Source organism: Planomicrobium soli (assembly GCF_003014655.1).
In the GTDB taxonomy this organism is placed as follows: Bacteria; Bacillota; Bacilli; order Bacillales_A; family Planococcaceae; genus Planococcus; species Planococcus soli_B.
This window is the reverse complement of sequence record NZ_PYAT01000001.1, coordinates 320,796-346,994: the sequence shown is the minus strand read 5'-3', so window position 1 is coordinate 346,994 and position 26,199 is coordinate 320,796. Positions and strand designations below refer to the sequence as shown.

Below are 26,199 nucleotides of genomic sequence, written 5' to 3'. Positions count from 1 at the left end.
CTGCTCGCTCGTTTTTTATGAAGATGACTTACACATACGGAACCCTCGGCTACAAAAGAGGGTTTGCTGCATGCTGCATGCTTCTTAAAAACAACTTAAGAATTATCTGTATGAGAAAGAAGGCAAATAAAAGAGTTCGTTTCTTTATAGCTGTTCCGCAAAACAGAATCGGCAGACAAAATTGTTTTGCGGAATGCCGAGAGCGGAACTTGACTAATAATAATCAGTTCGACTTATGAACTTATCTTTATATTAAATATTGTTACGAAGGGGATAGTTATGACCAACCAGCAAGATTCTAAGATGCGATTCAAACTCCTTCTTCAGCATCTCGAATTAACGGACGATGTACATATGCCCTTTTTTGAAGAAGCTGAACTGACACGGATGACTGTCCATAAAAAAGAGCGGACATGGCGATTCATCGTCAAATTAAACGATGTTCTTCCGCTGAAACTATATCTTTTGCTTAAAGAGCGGCTGCATGCCACTTTTTCACCTATAGCTTCCATCCAATTAGTTATTAATTGTGAAGACGCTAAAATGGATAGCCAGCTGATTCAAGATTATTGGAAACATGCAGTTAATGAATTTTCCGATATGGCACCGCCATTGCGCGAACGTCTGCTTACGCAGGCGCCCAATTGGAGCGGCAGTAAATTGCTGTTGAAGTGCGGCCACGAACATGAAATGATGGCCCTTAAGGCGAAATACAGCGAAAAATTAGCAAGTGCCTATCAACAATTTGGTTTTCCGCCACTAGCGATCGACTTCCAGCTTTCTGCAGAAAGCCAAGAAGAAGCACACACCGCGTTTATGGAAGAACGTCGCCTGCAAGAAGAGGAAATGGCGAAAAAAGCATTAGCGGATATGAAAAAGAGAGAAACTGACCGCAAGGAAAACGGAGCACCCGTTGGACCATTTCAGATGGGGATTGCCATCAAGCCGGATGAACAAATATTCGAGATTCAGTCGATTGTGGACGAAGAGCGCCGCGTAACGATTGAAGGATATGTGTTTGATGTAGATGTAAGAGAACTGCGAAGCGGCCGTTCCCTGTTGACCGTAAAAATGACCGATTATACCGATTCGATCCTTGTGAAAATGTTCTCGCGTGACAAAGAGGATGCGGAGCTTATGGCCAATGTTAAAAAAGGCATGTGGCTAAAAGCGCGTGGCTCGATTCAAATGGATACTTTTGTCCGGGATTTGGTTATGATGGCGCAAGACATGGCCGAAATCAAACCGGAACTCCGAAAAGATACCGCAGAAGAAAAACGGGTGGAGTTGCATTTGCATACGCCAATGAGCGCAATGGACGCTGTATCATCGGTAGAATCGCTCGTTGCCCAAGCAGCGAAATGGGGGCATCCCGCCATTGCGATAACGGATCATGCAGGCGTGCAGTCATTCCCGGACGCCTATTCAGCCAGTAAAAAACATGGCATCAAAGCAATTTTTGGTTTGGAAGCAAACTTGGTGGACGACGGTGTGCCGATTGCTTATGAAGAACGCCATGCTTTGCTCGAAGAAGAGACGTTTGTTGTTTTTGACTTGGAAACGACGGGATTATCTGCCGTTTACGATACGATTATTGAACTTGCCGCAGTAAAAATCAAAGGCGGCAACATTATTGATAAATTCGAAAGTTTTGCCAACCCGCATCATCCATTGTCTGCCACAACAATTGACCTTACCGGGATAACGGATGATATGGTGAAAAATGCTCCGGAAGTGGAAGAAGTAATCAGGAAATATCACGAATGGGCAGGCGACCACATTATGGTCGCACATAATGCTTCTTTTGATATGGGGTTCTTGTATGTTGCTTACAAGAAGTTGGGAATCGACAAAAAACATGCAACCATCGATACGCTTGAACTTGCGCGTATGCTTCACCCCGAATTGAAAAACCACCGGTTGAATACCTTGGCAAAAAAATTCGGCATTGAACTTACCCAGCATCACCGGGCCATTTACGATACGGAAGCGACTTCTTATTTGCTGACGCATCTATTGAAAGAAGCGCATCAGAAAGGAATCGTATACCACGACCAGATCAATGACCATGTGGGAGGCGGCGACTCTTACAAGCGTGCACGACCGACGCACTGTACATTGCTGGCGCAAAATGAGGAAGGCTTGAAAAACCTATTCAAGCTTGTATCCGCCTCACATATAGATTATTTCTACCGAGTGCCCCGCATTCCGCGCTCGCTCTTGCAGCGGCACCGGAAAGGCCTGCTTGTCGGTTCCGGCTGTGACAAAGGGGAAGTTTTTGAAGCGGTAATGCAAAAGTCGATGGAAGAAGTCGAACAGACCGCTCAATTTTACGATTACTTGGAAGTTCATCCTAAAGAAGTATACTCGCATCTGATTGAACGTGAATTGATTCGTGATGAGTGGAATCTGGAAGACGTCATCCGCAAATTAGTAAAAGTGAGCCGCAAATTGGATAAACCGCTTGTCGCAACTGGCAATGTCCATTACTTGGATGAGAATGATGCCATTTACCGCCAAGTCCTAATAGGATCTCAAGGAGGGGCGAATCCTCTGAATCGCCATAAATTGCCGAAAGTGCATTTTAGAACGACCAATGAAATGCTCGAAGCATTCGACTTTTTAGGCGAAGAAACCGCACATGAAATCGTAGTGGAGAATTCAAATAAAATTGCGGACATGATTGAAACGGTCAAGCCGATCAAAGATGATTTGTATACACCGAAAATTGAAGGCGCTGATGAAGAAGTTCGCGAACTGAGTTACCAGATGGCCCATAAAATTTACGGCTCGCCGCTTCCGGAAATTGTCGAAGCGCGCATAGAAAAAGAGCTCAAGTCGATCATTGGCCACGGGTTTGCGGTAATTTACTTGATCTCGCACAAACTTGTTAAGAAGTCATTGGACGATGGCTACTTGGTCGGTTCACGAGGATCGGTCGGCTCGTCGCTTGTTGCAACGTTGACCGAAATTACAGAAGTAAATCCATTGCCACCGCACTATATTTGCCCTCAATGCAAGAAGTCGGAGTTTTTCGATGACGGATCGGTCGGCTCTGGATTTGACTTAAAAGATAAAGATTGTCCCGATTGCGGTATTCCATATACAAAAGAAGGGCAAGACATTCCCTTTGAAACGTTCCTAGGGTTCAAAGGGGACAAAGTTCCGGATATTGACTTGAACTTTAGTGGTGAATACCAGGCACATGCCCATAACTACACGAAAGAACTATTTGGCGAAGACAACGTTTTCCGTGCAGGGACAATCGGAACAGTAGCGGAGAAAACCGCATACGGCTATGTTCGCGGCTATGCGACCGACCATAACTTGACGATCCGCGGAGCGGAAGTTGACCGGTTGGTCCAAGGCTGTTCAGGCGTTAAGCGAAGCACTGGTCAGCACCCGGGCGGTATTATCGTTGTTCCGGACTATATGGACATCTATGATTTTTCGCCAATTCAGTTTCCGGCGGATGCGCAGGACTCGGAATGGAAGACGACGCACTTTGATTTCCATTCCATCCACGACAATTTGTTGAAACTTGATATTCTCGGGCACGATGATCCGACGGTGATCCGGATGCTGCAGGATTTATCAGGCATCGATCCCAAAACAATTCCAACGGATGACCCGGAGGTTATGAAAATATTCTCCGGCACCGAATCTCTTGGCGTTACCGAAAAACAAATTGGCTGTAAAACCGGTACGCTTGGCATTCCGGAATTCGGCACGCGTTTTGTGCGCCAAATGCTTGAAGAAACAAAACCGACTACATTTTCGGAGCTTGTCCAAATCTCAGGATTGTCCCACGGAACGGACGTATGGCTGAGCAATGCGCAGGAATTGATCCAGAATGGCACATGCCAGCTGTCAGACGTAATCGGCTGCCGAGATGACATAATGGTTTATTTAATTTATCAGGGTTTGGAATCTTCTCTGGCATTTAAAATTATGGAATCGGTGCGTAAAGGTAAAGGGCTTTCGCCGGAAATGGAAGAAGCGATGAAAAAAGAAGGTGTACCGAATTGGTACATTGAATCATGTAAAAAGATCAAGTACATGTTCCCGAAAGCCCATGCCGCTGCATATGTTCTGATGGCGGTGCGCATCGCTTACTTTAAAGTGCATTTCCCTATTCTTTATTATGCCGCATACTTTACCGTTCGCGCAGAAGACTTTGACGTCAATGCGATGGCGAAGGGTTCGCAATCCATCAAGGCTAAAGTGGATGAAATAAACGCCAAAGGGCTTGAAGCTTCAACAAAAGAGAAGAACTTAATGACGGTCATGGAACTTGCGCTTGAAATGGTGGAACGCGGCTATACTTTCCAAAAAGTTGATTTATACAAATCGTCGGCCGATCAATTTATTATTGAAGGCAAAACATTGATTCCGCCGTTCAATGCTATTCCTGGCCTCGGAACAAACGCGGCCAAGTCAATTGTAGCTGCGCGTGAACAAGGCACGTTTTTATCGAAAGAAGATCTGCAGCAACGCGGCCGTGTTTCAAAAACGATCATCGAATATATGGATGATCATGGTTGCCTAGAGGGTATGCCAGATGCGAACCAGTTGTCGCTGTTCTAGTCATTTGCAAAGTGATGGGCAGTATGGTATTATAGTAGTAACATTTATTGATAGCTCTGTCGCAGAAGAGTGGGATTTCCCGCTCTTTTCTGTTGTTATGGCATAAAGTGAAACTCCACATAGTGGGAGTTTTTCTCATTACCCACTGAGTGGCAGTTGAACCAATCGGGCTTTTATGGTCAGTTGTTCTTCCACTTCTGAAGGTGGGAAAGTTACTAACCGTTAAAGCGGGATAAAATTGGCAGGAGGCATGTATGAGCAAAATTACAGAAACAGTCGAGCAAATCGCTCAGCCGATTATCGACGAACTAAATTTAGAACTGGTCGATGTAGAGTTTTTGAAAGAAGGACGCAATTGGTTCTTGCGTGTATACGTAGACAATCCAGAAGCGCCAATCGATATAGATCAGTGTGCTTTGGTAAGTGAAAAGTTGAGTGAGGTATTGGATAAACAAGATCCGATTGAGCAAAATTACTTTTTAGAAGTTTCTTCACCTGGTGCAGAACGGCCGCTGAAGAAAGAAAAAGATTTTGCTAAGGCTATTGGCCGCTTCATTTACATCAAGACTTACGAACCGATTGAGAATTTAAAGGAATTTGAAGGCTACTTGATTTCTTATAATGACGAAGAAGTTGAAATAGAAATCAAAATCAAAACTAGAAGAAAAACAATCGTGGTTGAAAGACAGAAAATTGCAGTCATCCGGCTTGCCATTGATTTTTCTGCAAAACCTGATTTGAGAACTTGGGAGTGAATAACTGATGAGCAGTGAGCTATTAGATGCTTTAGATGCATTGGAGAAACAAAAAGGAATTTCACGCGACGTGTTAATTGAAGCGATTGAAGCGGCGTTGGTTACTGCTTACAAGCGCAATTTCAATCAAGCGCAAAATGTGCGTGTCGACTTGAATTTGGATACAGGCACAATGCTTGTGTATTCTCGTAAAGACGTAGTAGAAGAAGTAGAAGATGACCGCCTGCAGATTTCTTTGGAAGATGCACAAGTGATCAACCCAGCTTACGAAATCGGTGATGTTGTAGAAGAAGAAGTAACGCCTCGCAATTTTGGGCGGATCGCTGCACAAACTGCCAAGCAAGTTGTTACGCAACGCGTAAGAGAAGCGGAGCGCGGTTTGATTTTCGAAGAGTTTGTCGATCGTGCTGATGACATTGTCAATGGCATCGTGGAGCGTATGGATGCGCGGAATTTATATGTCGGCCTTGGCAAAGTGGAAGCGGTTCTTCCGCAAACCGAGCAAATGCCGAACGAATCCTACCAACCGCATGACCGGATCAAAGTGTATATCACAAAAGTGGAACGGACAACTCGCGGACCACAAGTATTCGTATCACGGACCCATCCGGGCTTATTGCGCCGCCTTTTTGAAACAGAAGTTCCTGAAATTTATGATGGAATTGTTGAAATCAAATCGATTGCGCGCGAAGCTGGCGACCGTTCTAAAATTTCGGTTGTTGCTCACCGCGAAGATATTGATCCAGTAGGTTCATGTGTAGGTGCGAAAGGTGCCCGTGTCCAAACGATCGTTAATGAACTTAACGGCGAAAAGATTGATATTGTTGAATGGTCTGAAGAGCCGGTAGTATTTGTCGCTAACGCCCTTAGCCCATCCAAAGTATTGGACGTTCAAGTAAACGAAGAAGAAAAATCGACAACAGTCGTTGTGCCGGATTACCAATTATCGCTTGCAATCGGTAAACGTGGGCAAAATGCACGTCTTGCTGCAAAGTTGACTGGCTGGAAAATCGATATTAAGAGTGAAACTGATGCTCGGGAAATGGGTATTTATCCGAATCCTGATGCCAACATCGAGTTGGTGGAATCTGGTGAAGAACTGGACGATTTCGATTTTTACGACGAAAAAGAATAACAGAGAAAAGGTGATGTCCGTTGGCTCTGCAAAAGAAAATTCCGCTTCGGAAGTGTGTAGCGACAGGCGAGATGCATCCTAAAAAAGAAATGATCCGTGTAGTCCGTTCAAAAGAAGGCGAAGTATCTGTCGACTTGACCGGAAAGAAATCAGGCCGCGGAGCATATGTCTCTAAAACGGAAGAAGCAATCGCGGTTGCACGTAAAAAGAAAGTGCTCGAAAATCAGCTGGAAGTTAAAATTCCAGAAGAAATATATGAAGAATTGATTCGCGTCGTTCTCAGAGAGCAGCTGAAATAATGAACAAACAAAAAATTCTTCAATTTTTAGGTTTGGCTACTCGTGCACGAATGACTATTACCGGGGAAGAACTGGTAGTGAACGAAGTGCGCAAAGGCAAAGCGAAGATGGTTATATTAGCTGAAGATGCTTCGGCTAATACGAACAAAAAATTGCATGATAAATGCAACACATATAATGTCGACGTCCATGTTTTCGGCACAAGATTTGAACTTGGGCAGGCAATCGGCAAAGATGAACGAGTAGTAATTGCAATAATGGATGCAGGATTTGCTAAAAAACTAACTAGCTTATTCGACGAAAATAACCGGGGGTGAGCAGATGACCAATATTCGAGTACATGAATACGCCAAAAAAGTAAATAAACCAAGCAAAGAGATTATTCAAGAGTTATCCAAGCTGAACATTGAAGTAGCAAACCATATGGCTACACTAGAGCCGACTGCTATTACAAAATTGGATGGCATTTATAAAAAGACTGCCAATGGTCAAGGTTTGCAGACGCAGACACGCCAACAGCACCAAAGCCAGAACCGTCCATCCGGACAAGGCCAGAACCGTCCATCCGGACAAGGCCAGAACCGTCCATCCGGACAAGCACAAAGCCGTCCGTCAGGCCAAGGACAAAATCGTCCAGCTGGTTCTGGTCAAGGCAATCGCCCAGCAGGCCAGGGACAATCGCGTCCATCAGGACATGGGCAGAACCGCCCAGCAGGCCAAGGACAAAACCGTCCTTCAGGTCAAGGACAAAACCGTCCTTCAGGACAAGGGCAGAATCGTCCAGCTACTTCTGGTTCAAACTTTACGCCAAAAGCGGCAAAACCGACTGCAGGACCGGGCCAACGCTCGAACAATCGTCCAGGCGGAAACCGCAACAACCAAAACCGCAACAAAAACAGACAGCAAGCACCGGTAAATCCGATGCCGCCAATGCCGAAAAAAGAAAAAGAATTGCCTGCTAAAATTACGTTCAGCGAATCATTGACGGTAGCAGAACTAGCGAAAAAATTAGGCCGCGAGCCATCTGAAATCATCAAAAAATTATTCATGCTTGGCGTGATGGCTACCATCAACCAAGAATTGGATAAAGACGCGATTGAATTGGTTTGTGCGGAATATGAAGTTGAAGTAGAAGAAGAAATCTTAGTCGATAAAACAGATCTTGAAGTTTACTTTGAGCCTGAAGATGAAGAGCTTCAACAAGAACGTCCGCCGGTTGTTACGATCATGGGCCACGTAGACCATGGTAAAACGACTTTGCTCGATTCTATCCGCAACACAAAAGTAACTGCAGGCGAAGCTGGAGGCATCACTCAGCATATCGGCGCTTATCAAGTAATGGAAGGCGATAAAAAAATCACCTTCTTGGATACTCCGGGGCACGCGGCATTTACAACGATGCGCGCACGTGGAGCAAAAGTTACGGACCTTGCTATCATTGTAGTAGCAGCTGATGATGGGGTTATGCCTCAAACAGTTGAAGCGATTAACCACGCGAAAGCGGCTGAAGTTCCAATCATTATCGCTGTCAACAAAATGGATAAGCCAAGTGCGAATCCAGACCGCGTAATGCAGGAATTGACTGAACATGGACTTGTGCCGGAAGCTTGGGGCGGCGATACGATTTTCGTTCCGATTTCCGCTTTAAAAGGCGATGGCATCGATTCGCTTCTTGAAATGATCTTGATTGTTTCAGAAGTTGGCGAACTGAAAGCTAATCCAGCGCGCCGTGCAATTGGTACAGTTATCGAAGCCGAGCTTGATAAAGGCCGCGGTTCAGTAGCTACGTTACTTGTACAAGATGGTACGCTAAACGTCGGCGATCCGATTGTTGTCGGGAACACATACGGGCGTGTGCGCGCAATGGTCAATGATCTTGGACGCCGCGTGAAAGATGCTGGACCATCAACTCCAGTTGAAATAACAGGATTGAATGATGTGCCGCAAGCAGGAGACCGCTTTGTCGTCTTCGAAGATGAAAAAACAGCTCGTCAAGTGGGTGAAACACGTGCCGCTTCAGCGCTTCAAGTACAGCGTTCTGAGAAAACTCGTGTTACGCTTGATAATTTGTTTGACCAGATGAAACAAGGGGAAATGAAAGAACTGAACTTGATTGTTAAAGCAGACGTTCAAGGTTCAGTAGAAGCGATGGCTGCTTCCCTTATGAAGATTGATGTTGAAGGCGTAAATGTGAAAATTATTCACACTGGCGCTGGCGCCATTACAGAATCGGATATTGCCCTTGCTGCTGCATCTAATGCGATTGTAATTGGCTTTAACGTTCGTCCGGATGTAAACGCGAAACGGGCTGCAGAAGCTGAAGGCGTAGATATTCGCTTGCACCGCATCATCTACAAAGTGATTGAAGAAATCGAATTCGCAATGAAAGGGTTGCTTGACCCTGAATTTGAAGAAAAAATCATTGGCCAAGCAGAAATCCGTAGCACGTTCAAAGTTTCTAAGGTGGGTACGATTGCAGGTAGTTATGTAATAGAAGGCAAAATCACAAGAGACAGCGGTGTTCGTGTCATTCGTGAAGGCATTGTTGTTTTCGAAGGTGAAATTGACACGTTGAAACGATTTAAAGATGATGCTAAGGAAGTTGCTCAAGGATATGAGTGCGGGATTACCATCAAGAACTTTAACGATGTGAAAGAACTGGACATCATTGAAGCTTACGTAATGGAAGAAATCAAACGGAAATGATCGTTTACATGGAATGCGAGTTTTTCATTCCAACCGCCCATTCCTTGAAAGAAAAACGGGCAGTTTTAAAAAGTATGCTAACCCGTTCAAAGCAAAAATTTAACGTTTCCGCAGCGGAGGTCGACCACCAAAATGTATGGCAGCGAACGCGCATCGCTTTTGTGACCGTTTCTTCTTCAAAAGAATTAGCGGATAAGGAAATGAAGCAAGTGCTGCAATACTTGGAAAGCAACCCGGAATGGGAATGTTTAGAGATCCAGAAAGAATATTTGTGAGAACGAGGTGAAAAGCGATGACAATGCGTTCGAATCGTGTAGGCGAACAAATGAAGAAAGAGTTAAGTGAAATCATCAGCCGTAAACTGAAAGATCCGAGAATTGGTTTTGTAACCGTAACGGATGTTGAAGTAACGGGTGACTTGCAAATGGCTACTGTTTATATCAGTGTATTAGGCGACGATAAGACAAAAGAGCAAACGCTGCTCGGGTTGTCGAAATCCAAAGGATTTATCCGTTCAGAAATCGGTCAACGAATCAGACTGCGGAAAACTCCGGAATTGTCGTTTGAATTTGATACATCTGTAGCTTATGGCAATCGCATTGACTCTTTATTGCGCGACATAAAAGAAGAACCTAAAGAAGAAGAATAAAACTCGAGCCTGCGGTCTAGTTTCATAGATTAGCAGGCTTTTTTTACATAGAAATTAAGGGGTTGAAACCGATGGCGATTAACGGCATCTTGCCATTATGGAAAGAACGGGGCATGACTTCCCATGATTGCGTCTTTAAATTGCGCAAAATTTTAAAAACTAAGAAAGTCGGACATACGGGGACGCTTGATCCGGAAGTAGATGGAGTGCTGCCAATTTGCATTGGCAATACGACAAAAGTGGCCGAGTATATTACCGATCAAGGAAAATCATATGAAGCAGAAGTGACGATCGGCTATTCGACCGAAACGGAAGATGCGACAGGAACGTTAGTGTCAGCTGATGACAGCGAAAAGCACATAACGAAAGAGCAATTGCTAAAGGTGTTTGAAGAATTGACAGGTGAAATAACACAGATTCCTCCCATGTATTCAGCAGTCAAAGTGAACGGCAAAAAGCTATACGAATACGCCCGTCAAGGCATTGAAGTAGAGCGCCCTTCACGCATTGTTCGCATTGATTCGATTGAATTGCTTGATGAGCAGCAGGAGTGGAACGGAAAAAGGATAAAGTTTAATATCCGGATTCGCTGCGGAAAAGGCACATATATCCGGACATTAGCTGTACAAATCGGCCAGTTGCTGGGTTATCCGGCTCATATGTCCAGGCTAACCCGGACACAGTCAGGGAAATTCAGACGAGAAGATTGCGTAACACTTGCCCAAGTGGCAGAACTTGCGCAAAATGATAGTGTGAATACTATTTTGAAACCGCTGAGTTATGGGTTGAGTGTTTTTCCATTTGTTGAGATTGCAGAGAAAGAAGTGTTTGCTATTCGGAACGGCCAGGTTCTGGAACGCCACCCAATTCTCGACAAGCAGAAGTTTGTTGTCTTTACCGTTGAGGGCCATCCTTTAGCGTTGTACAAAAGGCACCCGGAAAAAGCGGATAAGATGAAACCGGAAAAAATGTTTAGCATACCGACTACGGACGAGGTGTAAAATGAAAATCATTTACTTGAACTATCCGAACCAAATGAAGACGGAAGAAGATTTAGGAGCTCTTTCTATGGCTCTTGGATTTTTTGATGGGGTACATAAAGGGCATCAGCGTGTAATCGGCGAAGCTGTTAAACGGGCAAAAGAACAGAATATCAAATCAGCTGTCATGACGTTTGATCCGCATCCATCGCTTGTCCTGGGAGGGAGAAAAGAAGAAGTGTTCTACATCACCCCTCTTCAGCAGAAACTGGAGATATTAAAGGAAATTGGCGTCGAAGTCTGTTTTATCGTTCGCTTTACATCAGAATTTGCCAAGCTGACTCCTGAACAGTTTATCCAGCATTTCGTCAAAGAACTGAATGTGGTTCATGTTACTGCCGGCTTCGATTTTTCGTTTGGCTGTTTTGGCCAAGGCAATATGAAGACTATGGCAGATTGCAGTGAAGGAACTTATAGTATATCGACCATTCCGAAACAAGAAGACAGCCAAGAGAAAATCAGTTCAACACGGATTCGCAGCTTGTTAAAAGAAGGCGATGTTGAACAAGTCTGCCGATTGCTTGGCCGTCCGTTTCAAGTTGTCGGAACTGTTGTTAATGGAGACAAGCGCGGCCGGACCATCGGCTTTCCGACAGCAAATGTTGAGCCGGAACTCGGCACTTTTGTTCCGGGGCGGGGTGTTTACGCTGTCCGTATACGCGTGCAGGAAACTTTATACGATGGTGTCTGCAATATCGGCTATAAGCCGACATTCAACAATCCGGATGAGAAAAAACTGAGCATCGAAGTTTACATTCTCAACTTCAATAAAGACATCTACGGTGAACAAGTGGCGGTCGAATGGCATCAGCGGATTCGTGACGAACAAAAGTTTTCCGGAATTGAAGAATTGAAGACCCAAATCCAACAGGACAAAGAAACAGCGATCCGTTTTTTCGAAACGTTAAACTAAACGGGGCAGTTGATTTTGAAAAAGCGATATGCTATGATTTACAAGTACTAAAAGTACGAACCGTTGCTTGGCAATACGAATCACCAACGTTTGCTCGGTAATTGGGGATATTCGAAATTAGGAGGTGGAAACAGTATGGCAATCACTCAAGAGCGTAAAAATGAATTGATCAATGAATTTAAAGTGCATGACACAGATACTGGATCTGCAGAAATTCAAATCGCCATTCTTACAGAAGACATCAACAACTTGAACGAGCACTTGCGTACTCACAAGAAAGATCACCACTCACGTCGTGGCCTTTTCAAAATGGTAGGACGCCGTCGTAACTTGCTTAAATACTTGCGCGAGAACGATGTACAGCGCTACCGTGAGTTAATCTCAAAACTAGGCTTACGCCGATAATAGCAATTAGTAAAAGCGGGACTTGTCCCGCTTTTTCTTTATGCATAAAAGTTTTAACATTCAATCGCACTAAAGGTGCTTTTTTGATACACTACTTAGAGATACATATAGTAGATTTTGAAAGATTGTAAGAGAGAGGAGCTCGATTATGGAGCAAACGAAAAAAGTTTATACACTTGATTGGGCAGGCCGCGAATTACAGGTCGAAGTCGGTCAATTGGCAAAACAAGCAAACGGAGCAGCATTGATCCGTTATGGCGATACGGCAGTACTTTCTACTGCAACAGCTTCAAAAACCCCAAAACCGATAGATTTCTTCCCGCTTACAGTAAACTACGAAGAACGTCTTTACGCAGTAGGGAAAATTCCTGGCGGCTTTATCAAACGCGAAGGGCGTCCATCAGAAAAAGCGACGTTGATCAGCCGTTTGATTGACCGTCCAATCCGTCCATTATTCCCGGATGGCTTCCGTAACGAAGTGCAAGTTATTTCAATGGTAATGTCTGTTGATCAGGATTGCCCTTCCGAAATGGCAGCTATGTTCGGTTCTTCACTTGCTTTGATGATTTCCGATATTCCTTTTGGCGGGCCGATTGCAGGTGTCATCGTCGGTATGATCGGTGATGAATTCATCATCAACCCGACAAACGATCAAATGGAACAAAGCACGATCAACTTAACTGTTGCCGGAACAAAAGATGCGATTAACATGGTTGAAGCAGGAGCTAAAGAAGTTTCTGAAGAAACGATTCTAGAAGCAATTATGTTCGGCCATGAGGAAATCAAGAAATTGATCGCATTCCAAGAAGAGATTGCAGCAGAAGTCGGCAAAGAAAAATCAGCAATCCAACTCTATGAATTGGATGCAGACCTTTCTGAAACAATCAAAAATGTTGCTGAAGCTGACATGAATGCAGCAGTCCAAGTTAGTGAAAAGCAAGCACGTTCAGAAGCAATCAATGTTGTTAAAGAACGCGTGTTGGTCACATACGAAGACGCTGATGAAGATGTTAAAAAACAAGTAAATCAAATATTGGACAAAATGGTTAAAGATGAAGTCCGCCGTTTGATTACGGATGAAAAAGTCCGTCCTGATGGGCGTACTCCATCAGAAATCCGTCCTTTGTCATCTGAAGTGGGCATTTTAAACCGTACTCACGGTTCAGGCCTGTTCACACGCGGACAAACTCAAGCAATGAGCATTTGTACGCTTGGCGCTCTTGGCGATGTCCAAATCATCGACGGCCTTGGAATTGAAGAATCCAAGCGCTTTATGCACCATTACAATTTCCCATTGTTCTCTGTAGGGGAAACTGGTTTTCTTCGCGGTCCTGGCCGACGCGAAATCGGACATGGCGCTCTTGGCGAACGCGCGCTAGAAGCTGTTATTCCGAATGAAAAAGATTTCCCTTACACCATTCGTTTAGTAGCTGAAGTTCTGGAATCAAACGGTTCTACTTCACAAGCAAGCATTTGTGCATCTACACTAGCGATGATGGATGCAGGTGTGCCATTGAAAGCACCGGTAGCCGGCATTGCCATGGGTCTTGTGAAAAAAGGCGAAAACTACACGGTATTGTCTGATATACAAGGCATGGAAGATCATCTTGGCGATATGGACTTTAAAGTGGCTGGTACTGCAAAAGGTATTACAGCACTTCAAATGGATATCAAAATTGAAGGACTTTCCCGCGAGATTTTAGAAGAAGCTCTTACACAAGCGCAAATCGGTCGCATTCACATTCTGGAATCAATGCTTGCAACCATTTCAGAACCGCGCGAGCGTTTATCGCAATACGCACCGAAGATCATCATGGTGAAGATCAATCCGGACAAGATCCGCGATGTAATTGGGCCTGGCGGTAAAGTGATCAATAAAATCATCGATGAGACCGGCGTTAAAATTGATACAGAACAAGATGGCACGATTTTCATCTCTTCTGTCGATCAGGACATGAATGAAAAAGCGAAAGCAATGATTGAAAACATAGTCCGTGAAGCAAAAGTCGGCGAATACTATGAAGGCAAAGTAAAACGGATTGAAAAATTCGGTGCGTTTGTCGAGCTGTTCCCAGGCAAAGACGGCCTTCTCCACATTTCAGAAATCCAGGAAGAACGGACAAAAGAAGTGGAAGATGTATTGAAAATGGACGATATCGTAAAAGTGAAAGTAGTTGAAATCGACCGTCAAGGCCGTGTCAACCTTTCCCGTAAAATCGTCTTAAAAGAAGAAAAAGAAGCGGCTGAAAAAGCCAATCAATAAAATATAAGAAATACGGGAAATTGCCAGCTTCTGTTGGCAATTTTTTCGTATGGGAGGACGGTTTAAGTGGTTACAACACATACTTGCGAAAATGGATTGCGCATCGTGTCTGAACATATTCCGCATTTTCGCTCGGTTGCTGTCGGCGTTTTTGTAAAAGCGGGTTCACGCGATGAAACGCCTGAAGAAAACGGGATTACACATTTTATCGAGCATATGTTGTTCAAGGGAACCGAAACACGCACAGCTAAACAAATTGCCCGGGAGTTTGACCGCATCGGCGGCGACATCAACGCTTATACATCAAAAGAATATACTTGTTATTACGCAAAAGTTCTCGACCATCACGCAGAGCATGCGGTACGGGTAATCGCCGACATGTTTTTCAATTCAGTAATGGACCCGGCGGAAATCGACAAGGAACGGCAAGTGGTTTTAGAGGAAATCAGCATGACTGAAGATATGGCGGACGATGATGTTCATGAACAGTTATGGAGAGTAATGTATCCGCGCCATTCTATCGGAGCACCGATACTTGGAACTGCTGAAACACTTCCGAGATTCACGAAAGAGAAAATCACCGAGTTTATGGACCGTTTCTATACTCCAGAAAATACGGTTGTTTCTATTGCGGGTAATATTACTCCTCATGTGATAAAAGTTGTCGAAGAACTATTCGGCTCTTTTCGCAAAAAGGAAACACCTAAAATCCATTTGCTGCCTGACTTTTCCTCTGGCTTTTCTTTTAAAAAGAAAGATACAGAACAAGGCCATTTGTGCTTAGGCTATCCAGGGCTTTCACTGAATGATCCGGACATCTACAGTTTATCAGTGCTGAACAATATACTAGGCGGTTCCATGTCTTCGCGTCTTTTCCAGGAAATCCGTGAAGAACGCGGGCTGGCGTATTCGGTCTACTCGTATCACTCGGCCTATTCAGACCACGGAACATTGGCCATCTATGGCGGAACGGCCGATGAACAAATTCCCGAACTGCAGGAAGTGATTCTACAGTCGCTCGAAACAATGCGCAAACAAGGCTTGGGGCAGGAAGAAGTGTTAGATTCCAAGGAACAGCTGAAAGGCAATTTAATGCTGGGCCTTGAAAGCACCAGTTCCCGCATGAGCCGAAACGGCAAGCAGGAACTAATGCTCGGCAGGCACCAGGAGTATGATGAGATTTTATCGCTGATTGATGCAGTATCAATGGAAAAAGTTGAATCGCTGTTAAGTTTGATTTCTGGTCAACCGGCAGTTTCCATCATCCGTTCAAAAGAAGCTTCCTCTTAATGAGGAAGCTTCTTTTTTAAGGGATTCAATACTGCAGCAGGATAAATTATGGTACAATTACGCCAATATCATTGAAGGAGAGAAGATTGTGAAATCATATAATGTAGCGATTATGGGAGCCACAGGTGCTGTTGGCCAACAAATGAAAGAGCAACTTGAAAAAAGAAACTTTCCAGTAAAAAATATTGTATTTTTGGCATCCAGCCGTTCTGCCGGCCAGGAAATCACTTTTAAAGGCAAAACTTATACGGTCCAAGAAGCGGTGCCGGAATCATTTGAAAACGTCGATATTGCATTGTTCAGCGCTGGAGGCAGCATCTCCGAGAAATTTGCGCCAGAAGCCGTTAAACGAGGAGCTGTCGTTATTGATAATACGAGCGCTTTTCGTATGGACAAAGAAGTGCCGCTCGTCGTACCGGAAGTAAATAAAGAAGACATCCGGTTGCATAAAGGCATCATCGCCAATCCGAATTGCTCTACGATTCAAATGGTATGTGCCCTTCAACCACTGAAGGAGCAATATGGACTTTCGAAAATTGTCGTTTCAACTTACCAGGCAGTATCCGGTGCAGGCGTCAACGCGATCAATGAATTGAAAAGCCAAAGTGCCGATTTTGACAATGCTCAAAATGCAGAGGCAAGTGTGCTTCCTGTAAAATCAGCAGATCGCCATTACCCGATCGCGTTTAATGCAATTCCACAAATCGATCAATTTACAGACAACGGTTATACGTATGAAGAAATGAAAATGATCAATGAAACGAAAAAAATCATGCATGACGATACCTTGTCGGTAGCAGCCACGTGTGTACGGCTACCGGTTGTGACCGGGCATTCAGAGTCGGTCTATGTCGAACTTGAAGGCGTTCCAACAGTTGCCGAAGTAAAACAATCGATTGCAAATGCGCCAGGCGTTGAATTAATGGACGACCCATCAAACCAAGTTTATCCGATGCCGCTTATGGCAGCAGGGAAAGATGAAGTTTTTGTGGGCCGTATTCGCCAAGACTTGGACAATCCCCAAGGCTTCCACTTATGGGTGGTTTCCGATAATTTGGTTAAAGGGGCTGCCTTGAATTCGGTGCAGATTGCTGAAGCGCTGGTAGAAGAGCAAATCGTCTAATTGCACAAAAAACAATCGGATACAGCATAGTAGATAAACCGGGGCTTGCCCCGGTTTGTTTTTTCTTTGGACTGTTTCCTATGATTCCCGTATAATAAACTTTATGGATATGTACGGGTAAATTTTAGGAGGAAATAAATTGGCTAAAATAAAAAATGAATTGATTAAAGTAATCCCTTTAGGCGGAGTCGGTGAAATCGGCAAAGCAATGTACGTTATTGAAATTGATGAAGACTTGTTCGTGGTGGATAGCGGCTTGATGTTCCCTGAAGATGAAATGTTCGGGGTTGATATTGTTATCCCGGATATGAGTTATTTGGAAGAAAACAAAGACCGGGTCAAAGGCATTTTCTTGACGCATGGACATGAAGACGCAATCGGCTCGATCGCTTACTTGATGAAAAAAATTCAGGCGCCAGTATACGGATCGAAATTGACGATCGCATTGGCAAAAGAACATATTAAAGAACAAGGGTCATTAAAACATGTGAAGTTTTTTGAAGTGACAAATAAAAGCCGGATGAATTTTGACACGACGCATGTGACATTTTTCCATACGACGCATAGCATTCCTGATGCGTTAGGAATTGTCTTCCATACATCCGAAGGTGCGATTGTCCATACGGGCGAGTTTAAATTCGATCAATCGGCGAAAGGCAGCTACAAGCCGGATATCGCGAAGATGGCAAAATTAGGTGAAGATGGCGTACTTATGCTCCTGTCAGATTCAACTGAAGCCGAGCGGCCAGGCCATACAACATCGGAGACGGTTATTGCCGACCATTTGTTGACCGCATTCCATGCTGCTCCGGGAAGGATTCTCGTTTCCCTTTATTCTTCAAATTTCATTCGTATTCAGCAGGTTTTCGATCTTGCGAAAACGACTGGGAAAAAAGTGGCGGTTGCCGGCAGAAGTTTGGAGAGCAGCTATGAAGTGGGCTTGCGCCTCGGCTATTTGACAGTGGACGAAGATACCGTCATTTCCTTGAAAGAGCTAGAGCAGTACCGGGATGAAGAAATTGTCATCATTGTTACTGGGAACCAGGGCGAACCGTTGGAAGCGCTCGATAAGATGGTCCGCAAGCAACACAAAGATGTGAAAATCAAAGATACAGATACCGTGTTGATTACGTTTACGCCATCTCCTGGAATGGAAGTTCCGATGTTCCAGACGATGAACAAACTGGCAAAAGCTGGAGCAAATGTCTTAACTTCAAGCAAGAAAGTCCATGTTTCCGGCCACGGCAGCCAGGAAGATTTAAAAATGATGTTGAATATGATGAAACCGAAATACTTCATCCCGATTCAAGGCGAGTACAAGATGCTGATCGCCCACTCAAAACTGGCTCAGCAAGTCGGCCTGCAAAAGTCGGAAATATTTATTGCTGATAAAGGCGATATTGTCGAATACAAAAACGGTAAAGTGCGCATGAGCGGGCGGGTGACAGCCGGTAATGTGCTGATCGACGGCATCGGAATCGGTGATGTAGGAAATATCGTTCTTCGCGACCGCAAACTCCTTTCGCAAGATGGCATCTTCATCGTTGTGGTCACTTTAAACCGCAAAGAGAAGAAAATCGCATCCGGTCCTGAAATGATTTCCCGTGGATTTGTTTATGTACGTGAGTCTGAACAGCTGATGGATGAGTCATCCCAATTGGTCCGCAAAATTGTAGATAAATACGTTGCCAAAGAAACATTTGAATGGAATAATATCAAACAGGAAATTCGTGATGCATTGAATTCTTATCTGTTCCAACAAACAAAACGCCGTCCGATGATCATCCCGATTATCATGGAATATTAAGAGAAAAAAAGTGAAAGGATTTCCAAGCCGACCGTTCGGCGGAAATCCTTTTTCGATTATTTAGGAAATGAGGGATTAGAGTGACACGGACTCGTCCAAAGAAAAAACAGCATGCGAAAACAAAGGCGAAAAAGAAACAGCCCATGCCTTTGATCGCGTTTGAAGTGATTGGTTTAGTATTGATTGGCTTATCTGCGTTTATGGCCTTTCAATTAGGAATCATCGGAAAGATGCTTTTCAATACGGCCGAACTTTTTACAGGCTACTTAGCCTTCCTTGTGCCGCTGGCTCTTGTATTTATTGCCATCCATGTCATGATCAAGCGCAGTTGGCCGCGCCCTAAATTAAAACCGGCAACGGGTGTCTTTTTCCTATTGACCGGAACCTTGCTTATTTGCCATTTAATATGGGCAGCAGGATCCATATTGCCGATCACGTCAACTAATGTCATGGCTGAAACAATCAGGTCGACAAAAGTTACAGGCACGATATGGGACACCTATTCAGCGAGCGGCGGCGGATTGCTGGGTGCAGTCCTGTATGCCATATTCCATGTGTTATTTGCGACTGCGGGAACGTGGATCATGGCGCTTATTCTATTGTCTATCGGTGCTATTATCCTGACAGGGAAAACGGCCGCACCTTTTATTGCGGAAAAAGTACCGAGCCTAAAACCGCTAATGATTTCGGCAGTTGACCGATTCAAGAAGAAGAAACCGAAGCAAAGACGAATCTCATCAGGGCGCAGCAAACCGGTTCTTGACCAGCCGTTTGAAGTGGATGAAGAGCTGGATGACTATGAAGATGATCCACTCATAATGCCAGTGCAGGAGCACGAAGAACCGATCATTTCAGCGTTTACTGAAAACGTCAAGCCGAAAAAAGCGGAAGTTGCAGCTGAACCTGAAGAAGTGGTTACTGGAGAAGTGCCGCCAGGGGAAGACGGAGAAATCACGTTGATGTCGACAACCGAAGAAATGGAAAATGAAGAATATCAATTGCCGCCGATCAATTTGCTGGCCTTGCCGCCCCATAGCGACCAAAGCGGTGAATATGCCGGCATACAAAAAAATGCGAAAAAGTTGGAAAAGACATTCCAAAGTTTTGGCGTCCGGGCAAAAGTGACACAAGTCCATCTTGGACCGGCTGTTACCAAATATGAAGTATTGCCCGATACGGGTGTTAAAGTAAGCAAGATTGTCAGTTTGTCTGATGATTTAGCGCTGGCTTTAGCTGCGCGGGATATCCGGATTGAAGCCCCGATTCCTGGAAAATCTGCAATTGGGATTGAAGTTCCAAACAGTGAAGTTGCAGTTGTTTCTTTGAGGGAAGTGTTGGAATCAGAGGAAAACGATAAGCCTGACAAGAAACTGCTGTTTGGTTTAGGCAGGGACGTATCTGGCCAAGCGGTCATGACAGAGCTTAACAAAATGCCGCACCTATTAGTGGCAGGTTCTACAGGCAGCGGGAAATCTGTCTGCATCAATGGCATCATTACGAGCATCATCATGCGGGCAAAACCGCACGAAGTGAAAATGATGATGATCGACCCGAAAATGGTTGAATTGAATGTCTATAACGGCATCCCGCATTTATTGGCTCCGGTTGTTACGGACCCAAGGAAAGCGGCTCAAGCTTTGAAGAAAATCGTTTCGGAAATGGAGCGCCGCTATGAATTGTTTTCTCATACCGGAACGCGCAATATCGAAGGCTATAACGATTATGTCCAGACGTTCAATGATGAAAACGAAGAAAAACATCCGAAGCTGCCATATATAGTTGTTATCGTAGATGAGCTGGCAGACTTGATGATGGTTGCGTCCAGCGAAGTTGAAGATGCCATTACACGTATAGCACAGATGGCGCGGGCAGCAGGCATCCACTTGATCATTGCTACGCAGCGCCCGAGTGTGAACGTCATCACAGGGGTAATCAAAGCGAATATTCCTTCGCGAATCGCTTTTGCGGTTTCTTCTTCTATCGATTCACGCACCATTTTGGATATGGGGGGAGCAGAGAAGCTTCTTGGCCGAGGCGATATGCTGTTCCTCGGCGCTGGCCAGTCAAAACCGGTCCGTGTGCAAGGTGCGTTCCTTTCTGATTCTGAAGTAGAGAAAATCGTGGATTTCTGTATCGAGCAGCAAAAAGCGCAATATCAGGAAGACATGATTCCGACTGAAGTCGATGAAACTGCAATTGAAGAAGAAACTGATGAAATTTACGACGAAGCTGTGCAGTTGGTGTCCGAAATGCAAACAGCATCAGTTTCCATGCTGCAGCGGCGTTTCCGCGTCGGCTATTCCCGAGCTGCCCGGATCATTGACCAGATGGAGCAACGCGGAGTAGTCGGGCCATATGAAGGCAGCAAGCCAAGAACAGTATTAGTACCCAAACAGGAAGATTATTAAAGCAAAAACCAGGCAAAGGATATCCTATTTGCCTGGTTTTTTTGGTTAAAAAAACACATTAAATAAATAGTATGTTATATTAATTCGCAAATTTCGACAAAAGGCTATTTATTTCAAATAAAAATAGTGTTATAGTATTTTTGGTTAGTAGGAATGTTTTACATCAGATGTCTGATCTCTGTCATTGGTGGTGAATCTTATGACAATAAAATCGGATCATCGCGCATTGTATCTTCAAGTAATCGATCGGATGAAGCAAGATATTGCTGCTGGTGTCTACAAAGAGAAAGAAAAGTTGCCATCAGAATTCGAATTGGCTAAAACCCTTGGAGTCAGCCGTGCCACCCTCAGAGAGGCGCTTCGGCTGCTGGAAGAAGATAATATCATTATACGCCGCCATGGTGTAGGGACATTTGTAAATCCGAAGCCTATTTTTTCTTCAGGCATCGAGCAATTGACAAGTGTTTCCGACATGATTCGGCAAGCAGGAATGGAACCAGGGTCGATCTATTTGAGCACTACTGAGTCCATTTCTTCTGAAGATGATATAAAACGCTTTCAATGCAATAACGATGATACTATTATTACTATTGAACGAGTCCGGACTGCTAATGGGGAACCTGTCGTTTATTGCATAGATAAAGTTCCTACAGGGTATTTGCCGGAGAATTTTCTGGGCCGGACTGAAAGCTCTATTTTTAAAGCGTTAGAAGAATCCGGAACTACCCATATTTCTTACGCAGTTAGTTTTATTGATGCGATCGGGTATCATGAAGATGCTTCCCCGATATTGGAATGTGATCCGGAAACCGCTTTGCTAGTATTAAAACAGCTCCATTATGATGAGGACGATCAAGTGGTGCTTTATTCAAAGAACTATTTTAAAGCTGATACTTTCAGCTTTCATGTAGTTCGAAAACGTGTGTAAAACTGAAAATTCCTGCTACTATGAAAAAATTACCTTGGGGGTTATTACATTGACAAAACGTAAATTTGGTCTGGGTCTATCATTAATGCTTGCTACGGGAACAATGCTTACTGCATGTGGCAGCAGCAATGAAGGTTCTTCTACGAGTGGTTCTTCAGAAGGCGGCGAAGAGGCGAATGAATTTTCTGTAGCGATGGTTACGGATGTCGGCGGCGTTGATGATAAATCATTCAACCAATCTGCTTGGGAAGGATTACAGCAGTTTGGCGAAGAAAACGGGCTTAAAAAAGGGGATGGCGGTATTGACTACCTTCAATCCGGTTCAGATGCAGATTACAACACCAACTTGAATAACTTGATCCGTCGTGACTTTGACGTTGTTTACGGTATTGGTTTCTTGATGGAAGGCGCTGTTAAGGAAATCGCTGAACAGCAGCCAGAAGCGCAACTTGCGATTATCGATGCAGTTGTTGAAGCTCCGAACGTAGCTAGCGTCCTGTTCAAAGAGCAAGAAGCGGCTTACCTTGCGGGTGTTGCAGCAGCATTGATGACAGAAACGAAAAAAATCGGTTTTGTTGGCGGGATGGATATTCCAGTTATCGAGCGTTTTGAAGCAGGTTTCCTTGAAGGAGTTGCTGCTGTAGATGATACGATTACAGTCGATGTGCAATATACAGGTAAATTTGATGATGCAGCATTAGGTAAAACTACTGCAAACCGCATGTACTCAGGCGGAGCGGATATTGTATTCCATGCTGCTGGCGGTACAGGAAATGGCGTTTTCACAGAAGCGAAAGAACGTAAAGAAGCAGATCCAGAAGCAAACATCTGGGTTATCGGCGTAGATGCTGACCAGTACGATGAAGGCCAAGTGGGCGATTCGAACGTAACGTTGACTTCTGCTTTAAAAGGTGTTGACCAAGCGGTAATCGATATTGCCAACAAAGCGAAAGCTGGAGAATTCCCAGGCGGCGAAACTGTAACTTACGGACTTGCTGAAGATGGTGTAGGTCTTGCAGATTCGCGTGGAGCAATTCCGGAAGACAAAATGGCTCAAATTGAAGAGTTTAAAGAAAAAATTGCAAGTGGCGAAATTACAGTTCCTGAAAAAGTAGAATAAGCCACATTCATTTGCGGTCATCATAAAGACCGGTTCAGCCGGTCTTTATGATTTTTTTTCGTCTTATTTTAGAAAATTAATAGATGAAAGGTTTTTAGCAATGGAAGCCTTTCCTGTATTAATTAATATAAAAAAGTACCAGTTTTCGAGGGAGTGAAAACAGTGGAATATGTTATAGAGATGCTCAATATCCGAAAAGAGTTTGGAACATTTGTAGCCAACGACAACATTACGTTGCAGTTGAAAAAAGGTGAAATCCATGCCTTGTTAGGTGAAAACGGAGCAGGAAAATCAACATTAATGAACGTTCTTTTCGGACTATATCATCCGGAAGGCGGAGAGATTAGGGTTCGTGGAGAAAAAGTGAATATCACAGACCCTAATGTTGCAAATGATTTAGGCATAGGAATGGTTCACCAGCATTTCATGTTAGTTGAAAATTTTTCAGTTACTGAGAATATCATATTGGGAAGCGAGCCGACCAAATACGGCGTAACCAATAAAAAAGATGCTGCGAAAAAAGTGCAGGCGCTTTCCGAGCAATACGGTTTGAACGTTGATCCGAACGCAATCATTGAAGATATTTCAGTTGGTATGCAGCAGCGTGTTGAAATTTTGAAAACTTTGTATCGCGGAGCGGAAATCTTGATCTTTGATGAGCCGACAGCATCACTGACGCCACAAGAAATTATCGAATTGATCCAAATTATGAAACGTCTTATTGCAGAAGGCAAATCCATTATTTTAATTACTCACAAGCTAAAAGAGATTATGGATGTCTCTGATCGTGTAACTGTCATCCGTAAAGGGCAAGGCATTGGTACAGTAGTAACGGCTGAAACAAATCCGGATGAACTAGCTGCGCTCATGGTCGGTCGCCAAGTAGAGTTCAAGACTAATAAAGGGAAAGCTTTCCCGAAAGAAAATATTTTAATGGTTAAAAATCTGACGGTGGAAGATTATCGTGGAGTAGAAAAAGTGAAGAATTTAAGCTTGAACGTCCGCCAAGGTGAGATTGTCGGGATTGCGGGAATTGATGGCAACGGACAAACTGAACTGATTGAAGCAATTACCGGACTTCGTAAAGTGAAAAGCGGCACTATCTCCATCCACGGTAAGGATATTACCAATCTAAAGCCGAGGCAAGTAACAGAAGCGGGTGTGGGGCATATCCCGCAAGACCGGCATAAGCATGGATTGGTGTTGGATTTCCCGATTGGGCATAACATTTCCTTGCAGACGTACTATAAAGGGCCGATTTCAAAATCAGGAATTATCGATTACAGCAAAATCGAGAAAAAAGCGCTGGATATTATCGAAGCATATGATGTTCGGACGCAAGGTCCTCATACTCCGGCCCGCGCGTTATCCGGCGGAAATCAGCAAAAAGCCATTATTGGCCGTGAAGTTGACCGCAACCCAGAATTATTGATTGCAGCATTGCCGACGCGAGGACTGGATGTAGGTGCGATTGAGTTTATCCATAGCCGCTTGATCGAACAGCGTGACAATGGCAAAGCTGTACTTTTAATATCGTTTGAACTTGATGAAGTCGTGAACGTTTCCGACCGCATTGCGGTAATCCATGATGGAGAAATTGTAGATGTCGTCTTGCCGGAAGAAACGACCGAGCAGCAGCTTGGTTTGTTGATGGCAGGGCACCACATTCAAACAGGCGGCAACTCTAAAGGCAGTGGCCAGGAGAAGAGAGGTGAGGATCAGCATGTCGAATAGAACAATAAATCTCCTGGTCCCGGTTGTTTCCGTAATATTGGGCCTTATCGTAGGCGCCATTATCATGCTTATTAGCGGCTTTGATCCAATAGCCGGCTATATGGCATTGTGGAGCGGAATCTTTGGAGATTTGTATACAATGGGAGAAACAATTCGGCAGATTACGCCGTATATTTTGGCTGGCCTCGCGGTAGCATTCGCTTTCCGTTCCGGACTATTCAATATCGGAGTCGAAGGGCAATTAATCGTTGGATGGTTTGCAGCTGCATATGTAGGAATAGCAGTGGAATTGCCAAAAGTAATTCATTTGCCTTTAGCAATTTTAGCGGCGGCCGTAGCCGGAGGGCTATGGGGGTTTGTCCCGGGATTGCTTAAAGCTAAATTCCATGTGCATGAAGTTATCGTTACTATCATGATGAATTATATCGCATTGCATACAACAAATGCGTTGATCAAGACGGTATCAGGAGGCGGCGACAGAACAGAGCAGATTTTCGCAAGTGCGTCTTTGCGCTCAGAGTTTTTTGCTAACTTAACTGATTTTTCAAGGCTTCACTATGGGATTCTTGTTGCTGTTGTCATGGTTGCTATCATGTGGTTCGTTTTAGATAAGACTACGCTTGGATTTGAATTGAAAGCAGTAGGGTTTAACCATAACGCCTCTCAATATGCGGGGATGAATGTTAATAAGAATATTATTTTAGCAATGGTCATTTCAGGCGCTTTTGCTGGTCTTGGCGGGGCAATGGAAGCGCTTGGCACTTTCCAATATGTTTCTGCTAAAGGCGGATTTACAGGCATCGGTTTTGACGGGATCGCGGTTGCCTTGTTAGGTATGAATACACCGCTTGGCGTAGTTTTTGGTGCTGTATTGTTCGGTTCCTTAAAATACGGAGCATTAAACATGCCGAATGCCGCCGGAATTCCAATTGAGATTGTTGAAATTGTCATCGCAGTTATCATTTTCTTCGTAGCATCAGGGTACGTGATTCGCTTGCTTCTGCAGCGGGCGGCTATTAAGAAGGAGGCGAAGTAAT

Annotated in this window: 20 protein-coding genes; all 20 read left to right on the top strand. The window is 44.2% G+C overall.

The features are described from left to right. Nucleotides 1-279: 279 nt before the first annotated feature. The 20 genes from B0H99_RS01700 to B0H99_RS01605 all read left to right on the top strand — a co-directional run bounded on the left by B0H99_RS01700 (nucleotide 280) and on the right by B0H99_RS01605 (nucleotide 26,198). Entirely contained in the window at nucleotides 280-4,587 is a 4,308-nt protein-coding gene (locus B0H99_RS01700; RefSeq protein WP_106531886.1) for a PolC-type DNA polymerase III, read from the top strand. Nucleotides 4,588-4,841: 254 nt separating this feature from the next. Continuing rightward, on the top strand, nucleotides 4,842-5,342 hold the full coding sequence (rimP, locus tag B0H99_RS01695) for a ribosome maturation factor RimP (RefSeq protein WP_106531885.1): 501 nt from the start codon (nucleotides 4,842-4,844) through the stop codon (nucleotides 5,340-5,342). 7 nt (nucleotides 5,343-5,349) lie between these two features. Beyond that, the gene (gene nusA, locus B0H99_RS01690; protein ID WP_106531884.1) at nucleotides 5,350-6,477 is read left to right on the top strand and encodes a transcription termination factor NusA; all 1,128 of its coding nucleotides are present in this window, start codon (nucleotides 5,350-5,352) and stop codon (nucleotides 6,475-6,477) included. Nucleotides 6,478-6,497: 20 nt separating this feature from the next. Further along, on the top strand, nucleotides 6,498-6,776 hold the full coding sequence (gene rnpM / locus B0H99_RS01685) for an RNase P modulator RnpM (protein WP_106531883.1): 279 nt from the start codon (nucleotides 6,498-6,500) through the stop codon (nucleotides 6,774-6,776). Then, on the top strand, nucleotides 6,776-7,093 hold the full coding sequence (locus B0H99_RS01680) for a YlxQ family RNA-binding protein (RefSeq protein WP_106531882.1): 318 nt from the start codon (nucleotides 6,776-6,778) through the stop codon (nucleotides 7,091-7,093). The genes rnpM and B0H99_RS01680 overlap by 1 nt, the downstream gene beginning before the upstream one ends. A gap of 4 nt (nucleotides 7,094-7,097) precedes the next feature. Next, on the top strand, nucleotides 7,098-9,482 hold the full coding sequence (infB, locus tag B0H99_RS01675; protein WP_106531881.1) for a translation initiation factor IF-2: 2,385 nt from the start codon (nucleotides 7,098-7,100) through the stop codon (nucleotides 9,480-9,482). Further along, nucleotides 9,479-9,757, top strand: coding sequence for a DUF503 domain-containing protein (locus tag B0H99_RS01670; protein WP_106531880.1), 279 nt, complete (start codon nucleotides 9,479-9,481; stop codon nucleotides 9,755-9,757). The genes infB and B0H99_RS01670 overlap by 4 nt, the downstream gene beginning before the upstream one ends. Before the next feature lie 17 nt (nucleotides 9,758-9,774). Further along, on the top strand, nucleotides 9,775-10,131 hold the full coding sequence (rbfA, locus tag B0H99_RS01665; protein ID WP_106531879.1) for a 30S ribosome-binding factor RbfA: 357 nt from the start codon (nucleotides 9,775-9,777) through the stop codon (nucleotides 10,129-10,131). A 71-nt stretch (nucleotides 10,132-10,202) separates the two neighbouring features. Then, nucleotides 10,203-11,132: a tRNA pseudouridine(55) synthase TruB gene (truB, locus tag B0H99_RS01660; protein WP_106531878.1), complete on the top strand. Its 930-nt coding sequence runs from the start codon at nucleotides 10,203-10,205 to the stop codon at nucleotides 11,130-11,132. Between the two features lies 1 nt (nucleotide 11,133). Further along, a complete protein-coding gene (locus tag B0H99_RS01655) occupies nucleotides 11,134-12,084 on the top strand; it encodes a bifunctional riboflavin kinase/FAD synthetase (RefSeq protein WP_106531877.1) in 951 nt (316 codons plus the stop codon). 135 nt (nucleotides 12,085-12,219) lie between these two features. Next, nucleotides 12,220-12,489, top strand: coding sequence for a 30S ribosomal protein S15 (rpsO, locus tag B0H99_RS01650; RefSeq protein WP_106531876.1), 270 nt, complete (start codon nucleotides 12,220-12,222; stop codon nucleotides 12,487-12,489). 148 nt (nucleotides 12,490-12,637) lie between these two features. Then, nucleotides 12,638-14,752: a polyribonucleotide nucleotidyltransferase gene (pnp, locus tag B0H99_RS01645; protein WP_106531875.1), complete on the top strand. Its 2,115-nt coding sequence runs from the start codon at nucleotides 12,638-12,640 to the stop codon at nucleotides 14,750-14,752. Nucleotides 14,753-14,818: 66 nt separating this feature from the next. Further along, nucleotides 14,819-16,042, top strand: coding sequence for a M16 family metallopeptidase (locus B0H99_RS01640; protein WP_106531874.1), 1,224 nt, complete (start codon nucleotides 14,819-14,821; stop codon nucleotides 16,040-16,042). Nucleotides 16,043-16,127: 85 nt separating this feature from the next. Beyond that, the gene (locus B0H99_RS01635) at nucleotides 16,128-17,165 is read left to right on the top strand and encodes an aspartate-semialdehyde dehydrogenase (protein WP_425440374.1); all 1,038 of its coding nucleotides are present in this window, start codon (nucleotides 16,128-16,130) and stop codon (nucleotides 17,163-17,165) included. Nucleotides 17,166-17,304: 139 nt separating this feature from the next. Next, on the top strand, nucleotides 17,305-18,972 hold the full coding sequence (locus tag B0H99_RS01630; protein WP_106531872.1) for a ribonuclease J: 1,668 nt from the start codon (nucleotides 17,305-17,307) through the stop codon (nucleotides 18,970-18,972). 143 nt (nucleotides 18,973-19,115) lie between these two features. Beyond that, on the top strand, nucleotides 19,116-21,380 hold the full coding sequence (locus B0H99_RS01625) for an FtsK/SpoIIIE family DNA translocase (RefSeq protein ID WP_106532017.1): 2,265 nt from the start codon (nucleotides 19,116-19,118) through the stop codon (nucleotides 21,378-21,380). A 199-nt stretch (nucleotides 21,381-21,579) separates the two neighbouring features. Then, nucleotides 21,580-22,308, top strand: a complete 729-nt coding sequence (locus B0H99_RS01620; RefSeq protein WP_106531871.1) for a GntR family transcriptional regulator — start codon at nucleotides 21,580-21,582, stop codon at nucleotides 22,306-22,308. Nucleotides 22,309-22,357: 49 nt separating this feature from the next. Further along, a complete protein-coding gene (locus tag B0H99_RS01615; protein ID WP_106531870.1) occupies nucleotides 22,358-23,428 on the top strand; it encodes a BMP family lipoprotein in 1,071 nt (356 codons plus the stop codon). 162 nt (nucleotides 23,429-23,590) lie between these two features. After that, nucleotides 23,591-25,162, top strand: a complete 1,572-nt coding sequence (locus tag B0H99_RS01610) for an ABC transporter ATP-binding protein (protein WP_106531869.1) — start codon at nucleotides 23,591-23,593, stop codon at nucleotides 25,160-25,162. After that, nucleotides 25,152-26,198 carry an ABC transporter permease gene (locus B0H99_RS01605; RefSeq protein ID WP_106531868.1) on the top strand — a complete coding sequence of 349 codons (1,047 nt, stop codon included), beginning with the start codon at nucleotides 25,152-25,154 and terminating at the stop codon, nucleotides 26,196-26,198. The genes B0H99_RS01610 and B0H99_RS01605 overlap by 11 nt, the downstream gene beginning before the upstream one ends. Nucleotide 26,199: the final 1 nt, after the last annotated feature.